This window comes from Sulfitobacter undariae (assembly GCF_014196805.1).
In the GTDB taxonomy this organism is placed as follows: Bacteria; Pseudomonadota; Alphaproteobacteria; order Rhodobacterales; family Rhodobacteraceae; genus Sulfitobacter; species Sulfitobacter undariae.
In genome coordinates this window covers 1-18,765 of the sequence record NZ_JACIEI010000010.1, presented here as the reverse complement: position 1 = coordinate 18,765, position 18,765 = coordinate 1, and the positions used below count along the sequence as shown (strand labels likewise).

At 53.3% G+C, this 18,765-nt stretch carries 17 protein-coding genes; 10 read left to right on the top strand and 7 right to left on the bottom strand.

The window, feature by feature from the left end:
* Positions 1-175: 175 nt before the first annotated feature.
* Positions 176-1,822: a sulfatase-like hydrolase/transferase gene (locus GGR95_RS13010; RefSeq protein ID WP_184566543.1), complete on the top strand. Its 1,647-nt coding sequence runs from the start codon at positions 176-178 to the stop codon at positions 1,820-1,822.
* On the opposite strand, the gene hpaR is transcribed toward GGR95_RS13010, so the two are convergent.
* The gene (gene hpaR / locus GGR95_RS13005; RefSeq protein WP_184566541.1) at positions 1,819-2,286 is read right to left on the bottom strand and encodes a homoprotocatechuate degradation operon regulator HpaR; all 468 of its coding nucleotides are present in this window, start codon (positions 2,284-2,286) and stop codon (positions 1,819-1,821) included. The genes GGR95_RS13010 and hpaR overlap by 4 nt on opposite strands.
* An 84-nt stretch (positions 2,287-2,370) precedes the next feature.
* Between hpaR and GGR95_RS13000 the strand changes: the two genes are divergently transcribed.
* The 6 genes from GGR95_RS13000 to GGR95_RS12975 are packed head-to-tail and all read left to right on the top strand — an operon-like array spanning position 2,371 to position 8,306.
* Positions 2,371-2,763 carry a 5-carboxymethyl-2-hydroxymuconate isomerase gene (locus GGR95_RS13000; protein ID WP_184566539.1) on the top strand — a complete coding sequence of 131 codons (393 nt, stop codon included), beginning with the start codon at positions 2,371-2,373 and terminating at the stop codon, positions 2,761-2,763.
* Positions 2,760-4,265 (top strand): 5-carboxymethyl-2-hydroxymuconate semialdehyde dehydrogenase, encoded by a 1,506-nt coding sequence (gene hpaE, locus GGR95_RS12995; protein ID WP_184566537.1) that lies wholly within the window; start codon positions 2,760-2,762, stop codon positions 4,263-4,265. Before GGR95_RS13000 ends, hpaE begins: the two co-directional genes overlap by 4 nt.
* Before the next feature lie 12 nt (positions 4,266-4,277).
* Entirely contained in the window at positions 4,278-5,258 is a 981-nt protein-coding gene (hpaD, locus tag GGR95_RS12990; protein ID WP_184566535.1) for a 3,4-dihydroxyphenylacetate 2,3-dioxygenase, read from the top strand.
* Positions 5,255-6,658, top strand: coding sequence for a pyridoxal phosphate-dependent decarboxylase family protein (locus tag GGR95_RS12985; protein WP_184566533.1), 1,404 nt, complete (start codon positions 5,255-5,257; stop codon positions 6,656-6,658). The genes hpaD and GGR95_RS12985 overlap by 4 nt, the downstream gene beginning before the upstream one ends.
* A complete protein-coding gene (locus GGR95_RS12980; RefSeq protein WP_184566531.1) occupies positions 6,655-7,509 on the top strand; it encodes a fumarylacetoacetate hydrolase family protein in 855 nt (284 codons plus the stop codon). The genes GGR95_RS12985 and GGR95_RS12980 overlap by 4 nt, the downstream gene beginning before the upstream one ends.
* On the top strand, positions 7,506-8,306 hold the full coding sequence (locus GGR95_RS12975; protein ID WP_184566529.1) for an FAA hydrolase family protein: 801 nt from the start codon (positions 7,506-7,508) through the stop codon (positions 8,304-8,306). Before GGR95_RS12980 ends, GGR95_RS12975 begins: the two co-directional genes overlap by 4 nt.
* A 239-nt stretch (positions 8,307-8,545) precedes the next feature.
* Here the strand turns inward: GGR95_RS12975 and GGR95_RS12970 are convergent, their stop codons facing one another.
* The 5 genes from GGR95_RS12970 to GGR95_RS12950 all read right to left on the bottom strand — a co-directional run bounded on the left by GGR95_RS12970 (position 8,546) and on the right by GGR95_RS12950 (position 14,929).
* Positions 8,546-9,508, bottom strand: coding sequence for an ATP-binding protein (locus GGR95_RS12970; RefSeq protein WP_184566527.1), 963 nt, complete (start codon positions 9,506-9,508; stop codon positions 8,546-8,548).
* Complete coding sequence (locus GGR95_RS12965) at positions 9,508-11,823, bottom strand: DDE-type integrase/transposase/recombinase (protein ID WP_184566525.1); 2,316 nt, start codon at positions 11,821-11,823, stop codon at positions 9,508-9,510. Before GGR95_RS12965 ends, GGR95_RS12970 begins: the two co-directional genes overlap by 1 nt.
* Positions 11,820-12,599: a TnsA endonuclease N-terminal domain-containing protein gene (locus tag GGR95_RS12960; RefSeq protein ID WP_184566523.1), complete on the bottom strand. Its 780-nt coding sequence runs from the start codon at positions 12,597-12,599 to the stop codon at positions 11,820-11,822. The genes GGR95_RS12965 and GGR95_RS12960 overlap by 4 nt, the downstream gene beginning before the upstream one ends.
* Positions 12,600-12,978: 379 nt before the next feature.
* Positions 12,979-13,329 (bottom strand): hypothetical protein, encoded by a 351-nt coding sequence (locus GGR95_RS12955; RefSeq protein WP_184566515.1) that lies wholly within the window; start codon positions 13,327-13,329, stop codon positions 12,979-12,981.
* Positions 13,330-14,491: 1,162 nt separating this feature from the next.
* Positions 14,492-14,929 (bottom strand): hypothetical protein, encoded by a 438-nt coding sequence (locus GGR95_RS12950; protein ID WP_184566513.1) that lies wholly within the window; start codon positions 14,927-14,929, stop codon positions 14,492-14,494.
* A 238-nt stretch (positions 14,930-15,167) separates the two neighbouring features.
* On the opposite strand from GGR95_RS12950, the gene GGR95_RS12945 reads away from it, so the two are divergent.
* Positions 15,168-15,944 carry a phospholipase D family protein gene (locus tag GGR95_RS12945; protein ID WP_184566511.1) on the top strand — a complete coding sequence of 259 codons (777 nt, stop codon included), beginning with the start codon at positions 15,168-15,170 and terminating at the stop codon, positions 15,942-15,944.
* Positions 15,945-15,953: 9 nt separating this feature from the next.
* Positions 15,954-16,379, top strand: coding sequence for a hypothetical protein (locus GGR95_RS12940; RefSeq protein ID WP_184566509.1), 426 nt, complete (start codon positions 15,954-15,956; stop codon positions 16,377-16,379).
* Positions 16,380-16,839: 460 nt separating this feature from the next.
* Here the strand turns inward: GGR95_RS12940 and GGR95_RS12935 are convergent.
* Positions 16,840-17,936 (bottom strand): IS3 family transposase gene (locus GGR95_RS12935; RefSeq protein WP_184566507.1). Its coding sequence is split into 2 segments (ribosomal slippage): positions 16,840-17,690 and positions 17,690-17,936, totalling 1,098 coding nucleotides; the frame shifts between segments, so codons are not numbered across the junction.
* Between the two features lie 87 nt (positions 17,937-18,023).
* On the opposite strand from GGR95_RS12935, the gene GGR95_RS12930 reads away from it, so the two are divergent.
* Positions 18,024-18,407 (top strand): hypothetical protein, encoded by a 384-nt coding sequence (locus GGR95_RS12930; protein WP_184566496.1) that lies wholly within the window; start codon positions 18,024-18,026, stop codon positions 18,405-18,407.
* The last annotated feature ends 358 nt before the right edge of the window (positions 18,408-18,765 follow it).

The window sequence follows — 18,765 nt, the reverse complement described above, 5'->3', positions numbered from 1 at the left end:
CACAATAACTGTGGCGGAATGACCCCTACCAAGCGGCAGTGCACACATCCGGCCAACGGTCTATTGGGTAGGGTCCATCAAGGCCCTGCTGTAATTGCGTCATCGTTACAGTACTTTATCTCTGGCACAGGTGGCGTAGAGTATGGTTACGTGTCCAGAAGGGAGAACCGACCAAATGAACATACTCTTCGTGATGTACGACCAATTGCGGTTTGATTATCTCAGCTGTGCAGGTCACCCGCATCTGCATACGCCCAACTTTGACCGTGTCGCGTCCATGGGTGTGCGATTCTCCAACGCCTATATCCAATCACCGATCTGCGGTTCCAGCCGGATGTGCTATTATACGGGCCGTTATGCTTCTAGCCACGGCGCCCATTGGAACGGCTTCCCGCTGCGCGTCGGAGAACACACGTTAGGCGACCACCTGCGCAAGGCAGGCATGGCGTGCTGGCTGCTGGGTAAAACCCACATGAAGGCTGACGCAGAAGGGATGGCGCGCCTTGGGCTTGCCCCTGACAGCACCATTGGGGCACGCCAAGCTGAATGCGGATTTGATGCATGGGCGCGCGACGACGGGCTGTGGGGTGAAGGCCCTGACGGGTTTTACGATGAAAAACGCTCGCCCTATAATGAATACCTGAAATCGCGTGGCTATGATGGTGAAAACCCTTGGGCAGATTATGCCAATGCTGCTGTCACCGATGATCAAATCGCGTCGGGCTGGATGTTTCGCAATGCCGACCAACCCGCCAACATCCGTGAGGAAGACAGTGAAACGCCTTGGCTGACCTCGCAAACCATCGAGTTTATGGAAAAAACCGAAGGACCGTGGTGCGCTCATGTCAGCTTTATCAAGCCGCATTGGCCCTATATCGTGCCCGCGCCCTACCACAATATGTTCGGCCCCGAACATGTGCCGCCCCCGCGCCGCCACACGGTTGAGCGCGAAAACCCGCACCCCGTCTATGGCGCCTATATGGAAAACAAGATCGCCAGCGCCTTTCAGCGTGACGAAGTCCGCGAGAAAGTCATTCCCGCTTATATGGGCTTAATCAAACAATGTGATGACCAGTTGGGCCGCCTGCTGGATCACCTAGAGGCGACAGACACTCTCAAAGACACGATGATTGTGCTGACATCGGATCACGGGGATTATCTGGGCGATCATTGGTTAGGTGAAAAAGACCTGTTTCACGAACAATCCGTCAAAGTGCCGATGATCATTTATGATCCCCGTGCGCAAGCCGATGTCACCCGCGGCACGGTGTCTGATGCACTGGTAGAGAGCATCGATCTGGCCGCGACTTTTGTTGACGCCGCTGGTGCCAAAGTACCTGATCATATCATTGAGGGGCGTTCCCTGCTGCCATGGTTGCGTGGGGAAACCCCGCAATGGCGTGAATTTGTGATCTCGGAATATGATTATTCAGTGACCCCCCAATGTGAGAAACTGGGGCTAGAACCACGCGACGCACGACTGTTCATGGTGTTTGACGGCCGCTACAAACTGATCCACGCCGAAGGCGGATTCCGTCCGATGCTGTTTGATTTGGCAGAAGATCCCGATGAATTCCACGATCTGGCCAAAGGTGATACCCACAACGACCAGATTGACCGCCTCTATGGGATGCTGGCGAAATGGGGCCGCAGGATGTCGCAGCGGGTGACCAAATCCGAAGATGATATCAAAGCCATGCGCGGGAAATCTATCCGCAAAGGCATTTTGCCATTTCTCTTTGACGGATCAGAAGTACCCGATGAGTTGACTGAAAAGTGCCGCGGGCCAGCGCGCCAACGACACAGCGGAAACACAGATTAGCGTTTTTCTTCTGCGACCTGTAAGTCTTCTAGCAGGTCCAGAAGCTGCTCTAACTTCTCCTCGCCATATTGCGCACGCAGTCTGTCTACCAATGCAGAGGCCTGCACACTATGGTCTTGCAGAATAGCGAGGCCCGCCGCTTCGATGCTGACGATACTACGGCGGCGGTCATCCGATGCGACGCGGCGGGTGACCAGACCTTCAGCCTCCATCGTCCGCAATATCCGTGTGAGGCTGGGCAACAACAGACACGCCTCACGCGCGATCGAATTTTGATCTTGCGGCCCGTTTTCTTCCAGCACCCGCAGCACCCGCCATTTCTGCTCATTTACAGGGCTGTCAGCCAGCATGTCCCGAATGGGCCCCATGACCGTTTCACGCGCACGCAAAAGCGCAATCGGCAAAGAACGGTTCGTGCGGCGCAGCGCGGTTACAGTAGGTTTGGAGATATGTTCAGATGTCATAACGCGAATAAAAGCCATCCTCTTGAGCTTGACACAACCATTATTATTAATTAACAAAGCAAGTAATCTTTGGGAGGAGAGCAGATGCCACATATTTCATTGGAGTATTCTGCAAATCTGGAAACCGCGCTCGACATGCACGGTTTATGTGTCGCATTGAAAAATTCAGCAGCGGCCACAGGCATCTTTCCCCCAGCAGGCATTCGCGTGCGCGCCACCGCGTGCACCCACAGCGTCATTGCAGACGGCGATCCACAGCACGGGTTTATCGACATCCACATCCGTCTGCGCGCAGGCCGTACGGATGCGGCAAAAACCGCCGCCACGGATGCGCTGTTTGCCACCGCTTGCGAATTCACCGCCGCCTATATGGCTGCGCATCCCTTTATGCTGTCGCTGGAAATGCGCGACATTGATGCTGATCTGAGCCGTAAAACCAGCTCGATCCGCGATTACCTGCCGGAGGATATGGCATGAGCAAACTTGACGACAACCTATCGCGCCTTGCGCCGCATCTGGATCGATACCGCAAAAACGGCATCCTCAATCTGATCAATGGCAAAGACGATGCAGGCTCTTCCAGTTTCGAGGTCCACTCCCCGATCGACGAGAGCCTGATCGCCTCGGTCGCACGGGGCGATGCCTCCGACATTGACCGCGCTGCCAAAGCCGCCAAAGCCGCGTTTCCCGCATGGGCCGCCCTGCCCGGCAAAGACCGCAAAGCCTTGTTGCACAAGATTGCGGATGCCATTGAGACCCGCGCAGATGAAATTGCCCTGTGCGAATGCTGGGACACAGGCCAAGCGATGCGGTTTATGTCCAAAGCCGCTCTGCGCGGCGCGGCCAACTTTCGCTTTTACGCGGATCAGGCCCCCAATGCGCGTGACGGCAAATCCCTCCCCTCACCCGACCATATGAACATCACAGGCCGGAAGCCTATCGGGCCTGTGGGGGTCATCACACCGTGGAATACGCCTTTCATGCTCTCCACTTGGAAAATCGCCCCTGCTTTGGCGGCTGGCTGTACGGTGGTGCATAAACCTGCCGAATTCTCGCCCCTGACTGCGCGTTTGCTGTCGGAAATATGCCGCGATGCAGGGCTGCCTGACGGGGTGCTTAACCTCGTCAACGGCATGGGCGAAGACGCAGGCCGTGCCCTCACCGAACATCCCGACATCAAAGCCATCGCCTTTGTCGGCGAGAGCAAAACAGGCTCTATGATCATGAAACAAGGGGCGGATACACTCAAGAGAGTCCACTTTGAACTTGGGGGCAAGAACCCCGTCATCGTGTTTGACGATGCCGATCTGGACCGTGCATTGGATGCGGCTGTGTTTATGATTTACTCGCTCAATGGCGAACGCTGTACATCTTCTTCACGCCTGTTGATCCAAGAGAACATTCGCGCCGAGTTTGAGGAAAAACTGACTGCACGGGTAAACAACATCCGCATGGGGCATCCGCTGGACCCAGATACCGAAGTCGGGCCGCTGATCCACCAAGTGCACCATGACAAAGTATGCAGCTATTTTGACATCGCCCGCCAAGACGGCGCAACAATTGCCGCTGGCGGCACCGCCCCCGATGGGGCAGGTCATTACGTCACGCCAACCCTGTTCACCAATGCCACCCCCAATATGCGCATAGCCCAAGAGGAAATCTTTGGCCCTGTCCTCACTTCGATCCCGTTTAACGACGAAGCTGAGGCGCTGCACATCGCCAATGATGTGGCCTACGGACTTGCGGGTTATGTCTGGACCAATGATCTCACCCGTGCGCTGCGTGTTTCAGACGCGCTGGACGCGGGCATGATCTGGGTCAATTCCGAAAACGTGCGCCACCTGCCTGCGCCTTTCGGCGGCACCAAAGCCAGCGGCATTGGCCGTGATGGTGGTGACTGGTCGTTCGAGTTTTACATGGAACAGAAAAATATCGCCATTGCTACGGGTCTGCACCGCATCCCGCAACTTGGCGCCTGAGGAGGATAAGACATGCCCATTCCCGCACCAAACCTCTATCCTGATTTCAACATCATCCGCCTCAGCCATGTTGAGCTGTTTGTCTCTGACCTCGCGTGGTCACGCGCCTATTACGTGGACACCTTGGGCCTGCAAGTCACCTTTGAAGACGCCGATGCCATCTATCTGCGCGCCATGGAAGAACGCGGCCACCATTGCGTGATCCTGCGCAAAGGCACTGGTGGCGAAGTGGGCGTGTTGGGCTTCAAAGTCTGGGACGAGGGTGAGCTGGACAAGGCCGAAGCGTGGTTTAAGACACGTGATCTGCCGACCCAATGGATCGAGCGCCCCTTTATGGGCCGTGTGCTGCGCACCCGCGACCCTTGGGGTGTGCCGCTGGAATTTTACGCCCAGATGGACCGCCTGCCCGTCATCGCGCAGGAGTATAAACTCTACCGTGGGGTAAAGCCCTTGCGCATCGATCACTTCAACCTGTTCAGCCAGAATGTAGATGAGGCGGTCAAATTCTATGGCGATATGGGCTTTCGCGTCACCGAATACACGGCAGACGAGGAAACAGGCCGCACATGGGCCGCATGGATGCACCGTAAAGGCGGCGTGCATGACATCGCCTTTACCAATGGCACGGGCCCACGCCTGCACCATATGGCCTTCTGGGTGCCAACGCCGCTTAACATCATTGATCTGCTCGATCTAATGGCCACCACAGGCTATGTGTCGAATATTGAGCGCGGCCCGGGCAGACATGGTATATCCAACGCCTTCTTTCTCTATATCCGCGATCAAGACGGCCACCGCACCGAGATTTATTGCTCGGATTATCAAACACTGGACCCCGATCTGGAACCGATCAAATGGGACCTAAAAGACCCGCAACGCCAAACCCTTTGGGGCGCACCCGCACCGCAATCATGGTTTGAATTAGGCTCTACTTTTCAAGGTGCCTCGTTGACCGAAAGTGATCTCAAAGCTCAACCGATTGTCGCGCCATGAACTGGGATGAATTTCAGCACTGGGGTGAGCATATCTCAAAGTGGGCGGCGGATTATCACAAGGATATCCGCAACAATCCCGTGCGGGCGCAAACCGACAAAGGCGCAATCGCAGCCGCCCTCCCAGCCAGCCCGCCCGAGGGTGGCGAGGCGATGGACGCCATCATGGCCGATTTTGAACGCATCGTGATGCCCGGGATCACCCACTGGCAACACCCGCGTTTCTTTGCCTATTTCCCTGCCAATGCGGCCCCGCCCTCCATGCTGGCGGAAATGCTGGTCAGCACCATCGCCGCGCAATGTATGTTATGGCAAACCTCACCTGCCGCGACGGAGATGGAAGGCGTGATGGTGCAATGGCTGCGACAAGCGCTTGGCCTGCCAGACGGGTTTTCTGGTGTGATCCAAGACAGCGCTTCCTCGGCAACCTTGTCAGCCGTGTTAACCATGCGCGAGATCGCATCAGGCTGGCGCGGCAACAAAGAAGGCATGTCAGGCCAAGGCTGCCTGCGCATTTATTGCTCTGATCAGGTTCATTCCTCGATTGATCGCGCCTGTTGGGTGGCGGGGATCGGGCAGGATAATCTGGTGAAAATCGGCACCGATGGCAGCGGCGCATCTTATGCGATGGACACCGAGGAGTTGCAGAGTCGCATCACGCAAGACCGCGCCGCAGGTTATATCCCTGCGGGCATCATCGCCATTACAGGCGGCACCAGCATCGGGGCCTACGACCGCCATCACGCGGTGTTGGAGATTGCCAAACGCGAAGGGTTATACACCCATCTGGACGCAGCCTGGGCGGGATCGGCAATGATTTGCCCCGAGTACCGCGATGAATTCTGGGCGGGCGTTGAAGGCTATGACAGCATCGTTTTCAATCCGCATAAATGGCTAGGCGCACAGTTTGATTGCTCTATCCAGTTTCTGCGCGATCCACAGCACCAGATCAACACGCTGAAGATCGAACCTGAATACCTTAAAACCGCAGGCGAAGCGGTTACAAATTACTCTGAATGGACTATTCCGCTGGGCCGTCGTTTTCGCGCGCTTAAACTGTGGTTTTTGCTACGCAGTTACGGGTTGGAAGGATTGCGCGAACGCATTCGCAACCATGTTGATTGGGCGCATGCCCTTGCCGCACGGCTCGAGGCGCATCCCAAATTTGAGATCGTGACGCAACCCATTCTGTCGCTGTTTACCTTTAAGGTAACAGGCATGGACAACGCGGCGCAGCTCGACTTTGTTGAGCGGATCAACAATGACGGGCGCATCTATATCACCCAGACGCGGGTGGATGATGCTGTGGCGATCCGTTTTCAAATCGGGCAGTTTGACTGCACCCAAGATGACATAAATGCAGCCTATGATGTGCTGTGCGAACTGGCGGAGGCCTCATGAAATTTGCAACATACACAGTCGACGGCCAACAATTTTACGGCGCAGTGGCCGACGGCGGCGTGATTGCCCTATCACCCGATTGCCCCGAATGGCCGACACTGCGCAACGTGATTGCAGCAGATGGTTTGTATAAATTAGCGCAAATGGCGCAGGGCCGCGATGTGACCCATGCGGATGGCACATTTCGTTGGGATATCCCTGTGCCTGACCCAGAAAAGATCATCTGCGTTGGCGTGAACTTTCCGGATCGTAACGCCGAATACAAAGACGGCCAAGATGCCCCGCCGAACATGTCGTTGTTTCCACGTTTTGCACGCTCCTTTGTCGGGCATGGCACGCCGCTGACCCGCCCGCCGGAAACGCCTCAACTGGACTATGAAGGCGAAATCGCTGTGATCATTGGCAAAGGCGGACGCCGCATCACGTCAGAAGACGCGTTAAGCCATATTGCAGCACTGACCTTGTGTAATGAGGGCACCCTGCGCGATTGGGTTCGCCACGCCAAATTCAACGTGACCCAAGGCAAAAACTGGGATGGATCAGGCGCGATGGGGCCATGGCTGGTGCCTTTTACCAGCCACGACCAAATCACTGATGTGGCTTTGCAAACCCGCGTGAACGGCGACTTGCGACAGGATGATCGCACAGGCCGCATGCTGTTCCCCGTGGCGCGCCAGATTGCGTATATATCAACCTTCACCACCCTCATGCCCGGTGACATCATCGTATCCGGCACGCCCACAGGTGCAGGTGCACGGTTCGACCCGCCGCGCTTTCTGGTTCCCGGTGACCAAATTGAGGTCTTTGCCGAAGGCATCGGGACGCTGACAAACGGGGTTGTGGACGAATGACACCCAATGATGTGACAAACGCCGCCGCGATGCTTTTTGAGGCGGATCAGACAGGTGTTCAATGCGGGCTAATCTCCTCAGCCTATCCAAACGCGACGTTGGAAGATGCATACCGCATCCAAGACGCGCTGATTGATCTGCATTACGCCGCAGGCCGATCGCGCATTGGCTGGAAAATCGGCCTGACCAGCCGTGCTATGCAGCAGGCCCTAGGGATCACCACGCCTGACAGCGGTGTATTGCTGGATAATATGCTGTTCCAAAGCGGCGACACAGTGACCAAAAATCGCTTTATCCAACCTAGGATCGAGGCCGAAATCGCCTTTGTCATGGGCGCTGACATCGCAGGCGCAGGGCATAGCCGCGCAGATGTGATCGCAGCCACAGACCATGTCGCGCCTTGTCTGGAAATCCTCGACACACGCATTTTGCGGGCTGATCCTGTGACGGGCAACGCCCGCATCATCACCGACACCATATCCGATAACGCCGCCAATGCTGGCATCGTCATGGGCGATACCACTCATGCCCCAAATGCCTGTGACCTGCGGTGGGCAGGCGCCATTGTCTCGCGCAATGGGGTGGTTGAGGAAACGGGTCTGGGCGCGGGTGTGCTGAATGATCCTGTCACGGGCATCATCTGGCTGCTGGACCGTTTGGCGCAATTTGGAAAAGGCTTGGAGGCCGGAGAAATCGTATTGTCCGGTTCGTTCATCCGCCCGATCGAGGCCCCTTGCAACAGCGTATTTGCCGCCGACTTTGGCGCATTTGGGCGTGTTGATCTGACGTTTGAATAACGAGACAGGAATCATCAACTGCACGGATGACAACGGGCCATATGAATGCGCACCTTACTGATTCGCCGCGCCGTGCGTGTGGTGTAAATATCTGATATTAAAGAACTTAAATCTGCACTCCCTGAGGTGTAGGGCAATTCCATACGCAGTAGGAACATAACCGTGCGCACCTACATTGCAGCAGGCAAAAGAAAAGGCCCGCGCGAGGCGGGCCTTGTTCAGAATGGATTTTGTAGAAGTCACTTCGCTCGATTGAGAGCTTCCATGAGTTTGTCTTGGTCAAAGCCGTCGCGGTAATTTGACATGGTGAAGGGCGAATACCCAAACGGTGTCGAGTAGGTTTTCGCATAGGCATGCGAGAAATTTTCTATTGAACAAACTTTTTCGCCCGCAATACGACAATTGGTGAATGCCTCAATCAGCATCTCGATGACCAATCCCCAGCGGTCACAGCATGCGAAGGCAAGACGCTCCAAAAATTCATTCGTTGCAAGGGAGCTAAAATCAACTCCAGCCTTTTCGGCGTAGCTGAACGTCAACTGTAACAGCTCATCCATATCGGTTTGTTTAGACGGGTCGATCGCCTCGAAGCGAACAGTCCGAAGTAGGCGAGCAAGCTGTTCCTCTTTCGCGACGTATGCGGCGAGGCTCGGGATCCCCGACAAGATCAGCATCAAAGGCCAGCGTGACTCTTTCAAAAGCGTCTTGAAACTGTCGAGTATCTGTTGGTTCATCTTGTCACCATCTTCCGTGAAAACGTGCTGGCATTCATCGAAGTGGATACCAACCACACCCTGAATTTTAGCAATTTTGATAACCTTCTCCCAAATTTCTGCTTGCGTGTGGCGACCCCTCAATGGGTATTCGAGGAGACCAAGGATCCTCACCCCAAGGTCCTTCCACGTGACTTTCCCCGACAGAATGCAATGGATAATCACCGCCCGGCGACCGTCAGGCATAATAACTGATCCGTCATTGAACTTGTCGCGGATGCGTTGAATTTCGCGGGATTTTCCTTGGCGTGATTCACCTATTACCAGCAAGCCACGCGCTTCGAAGGCATGCCCTGTCGACGCCTTGGTGTAATAATCCGTCGCGCACCAAGACATAGCTTCGAACAACTCCTTTCCTCTGGGAAACGGAAAGTGAGCTGCTTTCAAAGGCTTGGATATCTCGACAACTTGGGCATTAATAAAGTTCATTATTCGAGATCTTTCAGGTTCTGGGGACGAGGCAGCGTGGTGTTGGAAGTCTTTTGTTTTCCGCGTAACTGAGCCTTTGTTGACTTACTGTTGGAATTTGAAGGCGTGCGAGGTGCTGTTTTTTCAGGGGCAGGAAAGCTCACTGCATCGGTTGGCACCGCAACCCCGTCGATTAGCATCTCGTCACCTCCAATAGGGTAAACTCCTCGGGATGGTTCCAGATGCGCAATTTCACCTGGTAATGTTGTGTCCGCTTGGGCAATTGAGCGAACCACACGGGCACCGGCAAAGACGGCCTTCGCCATCGCCTTGCATTCTGCTATCGTGGAGTAGCTGCGCGGTAGATTATGCTCCACTCCGATCGCTTTGATCTGCTCATAACGCTGCAAACGTGTGCGCATGACGATGTCATCGTGGAACGCCGTGACTTGGGGATCTTCGCGTCGCTGTTCCGCCATCAGCTTCAGAATTTCTGGAAGCGTCATATCGGCAAACGCGGTGATCTGGAGATGGACCTCTACTGGCTCCTTTGCTCCTGGCAGGATCACAGTCGCAATGTTTACATTGCCAGGGTCGATGAAAACCTTCACCTTTCCTTTGACCCGGTACTCTTCGCGCTTTTCCTGAAGATCGTCTGAATTAAACCAGATACCCTGAAAGACACGGACGCCCTCATCAGTCGGGGTTACATCCTCCTCCCATCCGAGGTGTATGCGGCGCTTGTGTGGATCAATCGGTGGGATCTGACCGCGAGTCTCGTTAATCGACTTGTAGACTTCGAATGGGCGACGACCGCCCATGCCGACACCATAGTGCTGTGTCGAGGGATACTCATCGATGAAGTATTTTGTGACAATCTCATGGAGTTGTTCGACAGTCAGAACTCCGTTCGCCTTAGCATCATAGCCAGGCAGCTCCCCAGGGCGCCCCCCAGTATAGCCTGGTAACATCTTAAAAATGTTCATTTCAAGCGTCCCGAAGAACCGCTCGACGACCGCCTTGTCAGTCGGAGAATACGTCCGCGCAACGGTATTGATACTCTCGGTACCCATAAGCGCACCGATGGTTGCCGAATTTCGCAGGCCCGTCCCATTATCGTTCTTCACATGCATTAGGCCGACTGCAGCCGCGGGTTGGCCGCTGCAGCCGTAGCGCATCTTTTCTGAGGTCTTATCACGTGTGGCCATACGGAATAACGCCAAGGTCGCATCACTATTGGGGTTCTCGGCGATAACCCAAGCCAACGGCATGCGACTTGCCACGTCCAGCATGACCAAAATCCAAAAACGTGATTTGATATAGGTATCAAGTTCTTCGAGGGCTACTTTGTCATCGACAGACATTTTCTCCCAGAACCCAGCCTCTTTTGCGGAACTCACGAGAGAGATCTTGCACTCATCAACCTCTACCAGCTCTCCGATCAATAGGGCGCGCAAATCTGTGCTACCTCGGCCACGTTCATTTCGTGCCTGCCGCTCGCCTTTAGTCCCTATTAAATGCTCGGTTGGGGTTAAAATTATGTCTCTATGCTCGCGAAGTGTCCGCGGGGATGGCACTATAAGTTCCGGAAGTTCGTTTGCGATCCGTTTCTGATTTTCCTGCCATATATTGGCCGTGAGCGCTTTGTGGATATTCGAGACAGGAGGGCATTTCAGATCGAGACCATGCTCTTCCCACGCAGCAGTCATCAAAACTCGGAGGCGGTTGCAAATTCTGCTGGTTCGATTGCCGCGCAGATGATCGAGCGTGATCAAGGCATCAATCGGCGCTTCATCTGGCTCAAGGCTTTCGAATGTTCTGAAGTACTTCATTAGGGTACGCCCTTGATACAGATACATACCTTTGGACCGTCCACCACGCCCCGGGTTGATCAAGATCTTCTGGCCGAAGATTTGTTCTGCAACAGAGGCTATGAAACGGCGCGCTTCTGGGCGTCCCGCAATTCGATCTGAAAGTTCAAATTTTGGGTCGCCATTTTCGGTACGAATTTTCGTGCGATACGCGAGCATGGCTTGGCAGAAAGCGAAGTGAAAGCGGCCATACTCGCGCTGTTCATCAGTCAAGGCTTGCGAGGTTGCGTAACCCCCAAGCCGTTGCTGCAATCGCCCCCCGGTAGTGGGCAGCGATGTATCCACTTTCGCCCCTGGAAGCTTGAGTTGTTCAACCAATTTTCCGAACGGTAAAACGGTGGTGATCCCATCTTCGCGGCCCACCACTCTATATCCATTATCGACCTGACCTGTGACCACCATCGGGCGCTCCAGAAGCGTGATTTCTGTGCCAGGTTGAAAGTTGTAATGAGGTTCCATGGTCATGCTGCCACCTCGATACGCGAGTTTTCCCACAACACATGGTCAAGGTTGGCGCATAGGTCGCCGCGCGCGATCAAGCGATAGCAGGCTGCAAATGCCCGGGGCATCGAGATGGGCGTGTGAGGAAATAGATCCTTCATGAAATAGAAAGAGTTTAGTGAACGCGCCGTTTCCAGCAGCACTTCGTCCGCCTCGGCATCCGGATGAAACACAAAGTGATGCATTCGCATCAGGTTGTCGCGACGCTGACGGCTGTAGTCGTTTGCGTTGACCACAATCATGTCGTCGGCGGCACCCTTCGGCGTTGCTGCGACGATGGCATTGATCTGGCGTTGGGTACGAGGTTTCTGCAGGCTTGCCTCGTTTCGCACGAATATCAACCGTCGATGTCCGTTTCGGAAAGTGACCAACAAATCGTGAGTGTACGATCGCTTAACTCCATCTTCGTCGCAGAATTGGACGGTGGACGGTTGGAACGCCACATCGTAAATGCTGGACGACATGACAGCCTCCAATCCCGCAGCGGCCTCGGCGGCACTCTCAGCGATGCCAATTTTCGGCTTCCAGTCATTTGCCGCAGTTCGGTATGTCAGAAACACCTTCTGCGAAGTGTTGCTACGCGAGCTTGGGTTTCGGACCCCATCAAAGGGCAAGACATCCTTAATATCTCCCAACGAGATCGGGCTGACTCGTGGGAGTTTCGGTATCGAATGGTTCCAGGTATCATTATCGATGACAGTGTCAGCCGTCTCGACATACTTGCGTTTAGGAATGGGCATGGTTTCGCCTTTTGAATCTAAATATCCCGCCAAGGGGACGTGTGCGGACGCAGGCTTCGCTGTCAGAGACACCGATCCCCAGTGATTGCGATATGGAGCCCGCTCGTTCGCGAGCTCCAAGTTGCGTTGTCTGAGAGGAATATTGAGTTGAACGAATTCACCCAAAAACGGCAACATGCTGTTTTTGTGGTAATTTCGCGCAAGCCATTGTTTCGAATTCGAAACTTTCTTTGGTCTCCAGACATAAATCTGGCGATTGAGATCCTGAGAACAGACGGCCAACCCGTTCAGACATGCAGTAGCAACCCACAGATGTGGCTCCGCTCCTGCTATGCTTTGGTGTGGTCTTGGGACGTTTTGCATGTGGCGCATGCGCGTTTCAGCTCGCACGGTGAAATCGTGCAAGCAGTTCGCTGATCCGCGCGCCATGCCAGCGCAGGGCGGCAGAGGCATCGAACTTCAGATGGCGTGCAGCATTATCTGCGACTGCTGTTGTTTGCATTGACAGTGAGCGTTCGATCTCCTGCAGTGCTTCTTTGATTGCTGCAGCATCAGGGTTCTTGTTCCCATAGATCCCGTGCAAATCGCATAGCGCTTCGAAGCCTGACGGCGCGTCGAAAACATTGAACAAATCACAAAGAGCAGCTCCGTGGCGGCGCAAATGTCGTTCGGTGTCGGCGACTCTGTCGAATGCGGCCTGAGTGCGGTCGTAGTTGATAGTGTTGAGCATGAGAAACCTCCTGTCATGCGAGAAAAACGACTAAATCGAGTGCCTATTCTTCGGCGTCATGGTCGTGGCATTCAGGGAGGTGATCAGTGTGGTTTAAGTTCCTTTTATCGTTTTCGGTTGGTAGCTTTCTGTCCTGGTATCAATAAGATTGGCCGGTTTTCGAAAGGGCGAAGGAAATAGTTGCCGAACGGAAAATGTTTTTATGAATGTCCGCATTCCAAGTTAGTAAGCTTGATTTCGCAGATGTCATTGCGGAGTCTAATGTTCGCTCCGAATCAAGACACGCAGTTCTTCCAAAGTCCAATGCCGCATAAGCATCAAGTCAGATTCATACGAATTCATCTGGAATTCTGAACATCAAACCAATAGCATAAGCATAGGGCGACGGACCGACCGAAACAGCGCCCGCCTACCTTGAAGCTTGAAGCTTGAAGGTTTCTGCGCGAGCGGATGGTAAGTGGTATGTCGGATCTTTGGGCTGCCTTAGGGCAGCCCTTCCTACCTACGTGTCGGTTTGTAGCCAGTAAAAGTCATCAGTCTATTGCGTCCCTGCAAGACACAGGAAATCGGGCAGGAGCTGTGCGCCAAGCAAAGCCCCATCACCATAATTCCGCCTCTGGATAGAGAAAATCTCCAACCGATTGTCGGTGTCGCAGTTTGCCGGCCAAACTGTTATTCTGTTCCGATGAGCCTGTGGTGATTTTTTGGTCTGTGAACTTCAGGAGCTCGTTGCATGTCATATCAAATTAGGCCCGGTCAACCGCGGTGAGCGGGCCCAGGTAGACGTGAATGCCACAACAGGGTGCCATCCCATATTCGTGTTCCATGCCCGCGCAGGGCTGCAGAGGCATCGAGCTTTAGATCGCGTGCAGCATTATCGACGACTGCTGATGTTTGCTTTGACAGTGAGCATCCGATCTCCTGCAGTGCTTCCTTGATCCCTGCGGCATCAGGGCTTTGGTTCCCATATCTTACCAAAATCCAGCAACGCCGCGAATGGGTGCTATCAAAAGAGATGTAAAATCTTTCGACAACTAAAAGGGTTTTGGACGGTCTTTTAACGGCGGCAAAAGAAGTGGCTCACTCATATTTCACAAAATCAGCGTTAATGCATTGCGCTTGCAGGTCCGCTACATATCACTTTCTTGAAACATGCGAAGGCTTATAAATCCAAGTAATCAGAGGATCTGAGTCTTCTAATTTCTTTTTCATTTGGTTTGAAAAAACCCAGCAAACGTGTCTCAGATTTGGAGCGTTCCCAGTCATGTTTCAGAAGGCGGGCAACTTGCGCTAATAGCTTTTTACCCAACATGCAATCTGGTGCCCGCATGCACATTTCGAGCGTTTCCAGTATCTGATTGTCATCACAACTATCGGGATTTAGGCGGAGACGGAACTCCGCAACAATGTCATTGAATCTTTGCGATTGCGTTTCTTCGCTTCGCACCATCTGAAAAACTTCAACAGTAAGTTCACGCATTTTATTGCGCCATTCTTTTCGTTCGCCCACGACATCCTTTGAATAGCTTGATGCCTTTGCTGTTGCATACGCTACGATGATCGAGACTATCGCGCTAAGAACGATGGTAGATATTTCCATAAATTTGGTTGCCTCGTAACAAGTTTGTGTAGCTCATTATGAGCTACACCCCATCCCTTGGCCAGAATCTAATGATATTTTTTCTTCCCTTTGCGCGTGATGACTGGAACTTCAAGCACGCCAAATGGCCGGATTTCGGACTTTGTCAGAGACATTTCCAAAACCGCCTCTATTCTCAATCATGATGACCACCAGTCGATGCCTGTTTTTCGGGTCATATTTAAGGAAAAGTCCGGGGATGCAGATTTCACTCTTAGAGGCCAAGGCGGTTGCACGACGACTGACAGCGCTCATTAAAAAGCACGACCATATCAGCATTGCTGTTGCCTGGGGCGGGATTACACCGGTTGCTGAGGCATTGCTCGCCAACACATCTAAGCTCGAATCCTTCCTTTTGGGCCTCGACTTTTCTGCAACTGACCCTGACTTGATTGACCGTCTCGTTGACGTCCCCAACGCCTTTGTCAGCAAGAACCGACCAGGTTGCTTCCATCCAAAAATCTTTTATTTCCAGTCAGGGCTCAAAGCTGAAGCGATTGTCGGCAGCGCAAATTTGACGAACGGCGGACTTGGGGCCAATTTCGAGGCGAGCGTCCACGCAAAAGGAGCCACCGACAACCCCTTCTTCGAACAGGTGCGCAAGCAGCTTAATGGCTACAGAAATTTGCGTATCCCCATCACGAAGCCGCTGGCCGATAGCTATCGCCGTTCAGCGGAAGCGGCGGCCAAAACGCCAAGGCCAAAAAACCCGGTCCTGCTGGATCAGCAGAAAGATTGGGCACGTGTAAACTCGCCGCTCGCCACCATGTCGTGGAAGCGCTTCGCCAAAGAAGCGCGCAAAGATGTCTACCACGATTTCGAAAAGCGCATGAAGTTACTTCGCGAGATCCAACAAATGTTCGCGCAGACTGCTGTGTTCGGTGACCTTTCTGTTGCCGAATGGAAGGGTATTGCGGGAGTGCTCGGAATTGTGGAGGCGAAAGAAACTGACCTTAGCGGCCTCGAATGGGGCTGATTTGGCTCAATGGGCGGTGCGGGTACGTTTGCAGAATTGATCGGCCAGAAAAACACTGTATTGGGGGATGCTATAGATGCAGTACCAAAGCGCGGTACTGTTACCGAAGCGCAGTTTGACGCTTTTGTTGGGACATTCACATCTGCTTTCACAGGGGCCTCCCGAACCGCAGGCCTTGCCCCTGCAACCCGGCTTCTCGCTATGAAACGCCCCGATATTTTTGTCTGTGTGAATGGCGGTAACACTGCTGGCCTCGCCGAGGCTCTGTCCTTTGCGCCTACCACTATCAAACTCGAAAATTACTGGGAGAGAGTGATCCAGCCAATCCAGCAAGCACCTTGGTACAATGCCCCGCGTCCAGTCGGTCGTAACATGGAGCTATGGGACGCACGCGCCGCCATGCTCGATGCCATCTACTACGAGCCCGTCGGATGAAAGGCGGCAACACCGTAGCCGAGTTGGTGCTTTATTCTGTGAGCCACGCGAATGGCTGACGTCCAACTATTTTCCTGGTCGTGTAGTTTCACCGACTTTGGTGCCGATGATATGCGACCGGGCGCTCGGCTTGTATAAGGTGGCGGAGCGATCGTTGGCAGTTTCAAACAGATCAACATCCGATTCAGCCGAACGAAAATATTTATGCTTCAGGAAACAAAAATTTCTGAATTAAACCCGGGGATCGCGAGACGTTATGGCCGACAATAACTGGACAAATACTGAGCTCAAAGCTGCAGTAGATACATACTTTCAAATGCTAACTCTCGAGAAGCGTGGCGAAAAGTTCAATAAATCATACTTCATTCGGAAATTGATAGAGCAACACCTTCCAACCAGTGACCTGTGCCCCAAGTTCCATCCAGCTTTGCGCGGAGTCCTTGGTGTTAAATCTTTGGCGTTAGGCCGCCATCTTGTCCATCGTCTTTCTCTGCAAAAATTCCATTGGTGTCAGGTTGCCCAATGCTGAATGTGGTCTGCGCCAGTTGTAATCCTCCTGCCATTCTTCGAGCGTTTTGCGGGCCTCGCCCAATGTGCCGAACAGCGTTTCATTGAGGCATTCGTCTCTCAGCTTGCCGTTGAAGCTTTCAATGAAGCCGTTCTGCTGGGGCTTTCCTGGTGCAATGTAATGCCAATCGATATCTGTATCCTGAACCCATTTGAGGATTGCCATGCTGGTGAACTCAGTCCGGTTGTCCGACACAGTCGTCGTCGGTATGCCGCGTTCAATGATGATCTGATCCAGCTCACGTGCAACGCGGTGGCCAGACAGCGACGTATCAGCCACCAGAACCAAGTTCTCACGACTGAAATCAGCAACGACTGCCAAGATGCGAAACCTGCGACCGTCTGTCAGCGCATCGGATACAAAATCCAAGCTCCAGCGTTGGTTTGGGCCATCCGGTAGCACCATTGGCTTCCTTGTGCCCAAAGCACGCTTTCTACCGCCTCTGCGCCGCACCTGCAGCTTCTCTTCACGGTAGATGCGCCTCACTTTCTTGTGGTTCACCTCAAAACCTTCTCGGGAGATCATCACGTGAATACGGCGGCAACCAATCCGACGGCGTTCGCGCGACACGCGTTTGATTGCATCTCGCAGTTCCGCATCATCACCACGACGCGACAGATATCGCACCGTTGACCGATCAATCTGCAGCACATCACACGCCCGCCGCTGGCTCACACCGTGCACTTTGCACAAATGAACCACCGCTTCCCGTCTCACAGCAGGCGTCACCATTTTTTTGAATTGATGTCTCGCAACATAGCGTTGTCCAACATCTGTTCGGCCAGCAGCTTTTTGAGCTTCCCGTTCTCGTCCTCCAAAGCCCGCAACCGCTTCGCATCAGAAGGCTCCATGCCCCCATACTTCGATTTGTATTTGTAGAACGTTGCAGAACTGATCCCGTGCCGTCGACACACGTCAGCGGTCTTCTCACCAGATTCCTGTTCCTTAATCATCGCAATGATCTGTTCGTCCGTAAATCGTGCCTTCATTTTGTCCGTCCTTTTGTTGGGCGGACTCTACACAAATCTGGAGGAGTTTTAGGGGCTCAGGTCACCAGAACCAGTGTAGACCACCGGATGCAAAACATTTCCCATGTACTGCACGAGAAGGGAGAAATCTGGATCAAAGGATACAAGCCACTTCCCAATATTGGCAGTGGCATTTTGCCTTCTTTAACAGCATATGTAGAAGAGCACCTTTCTCACAAGACGTCTCCATTTCCATTGTATCCCACGCTAACCGATACGCCGACATCAAGAAAGTTGCCTCCAACAGGCTACTGGATGTTCATCTGCAATCCCCGTCTTTGGGATGCAGAAAAATGGCTCGAACAAGATATTGAAGAGCTTCTGTACAAGATCAGTAAGCATATCGGAACTCGCGAAAGGTTCTCTTGGTTGCGACAACATCATGGTCCTTTGTCCAAATCACCACAGGCAAGCTCACTATGGAAATGTTGAAGTCCTGGAGACAAAAAAACTATATTGGCGTATCTTAATCGACGGCAAGGAAGTGGCCATCGAGAGGTATCTTGGGTAGCATTTCATTTTAAGAAAATGGAAATTCGAGTCTTTTTCACCACAACGTGGTAGTTGCGGTCGGATGGCTACCATTGAGCACCGTAGGAGCAGGCAGGCGAGTTTTACCTTTCGCCATGTAAAGGATTATTCATAAAACTGAACGGCATTATTCTCGCGTTGCTCGGCAGTTCTCTGGCACCAGAGTGGACCTGTCGCGGTTTGATGCCGCTCCTTTGATAGCATTTACTGTAACAAAGGAGATAAACTATGGGACTGAAACGGACGGACGAATTTCGCC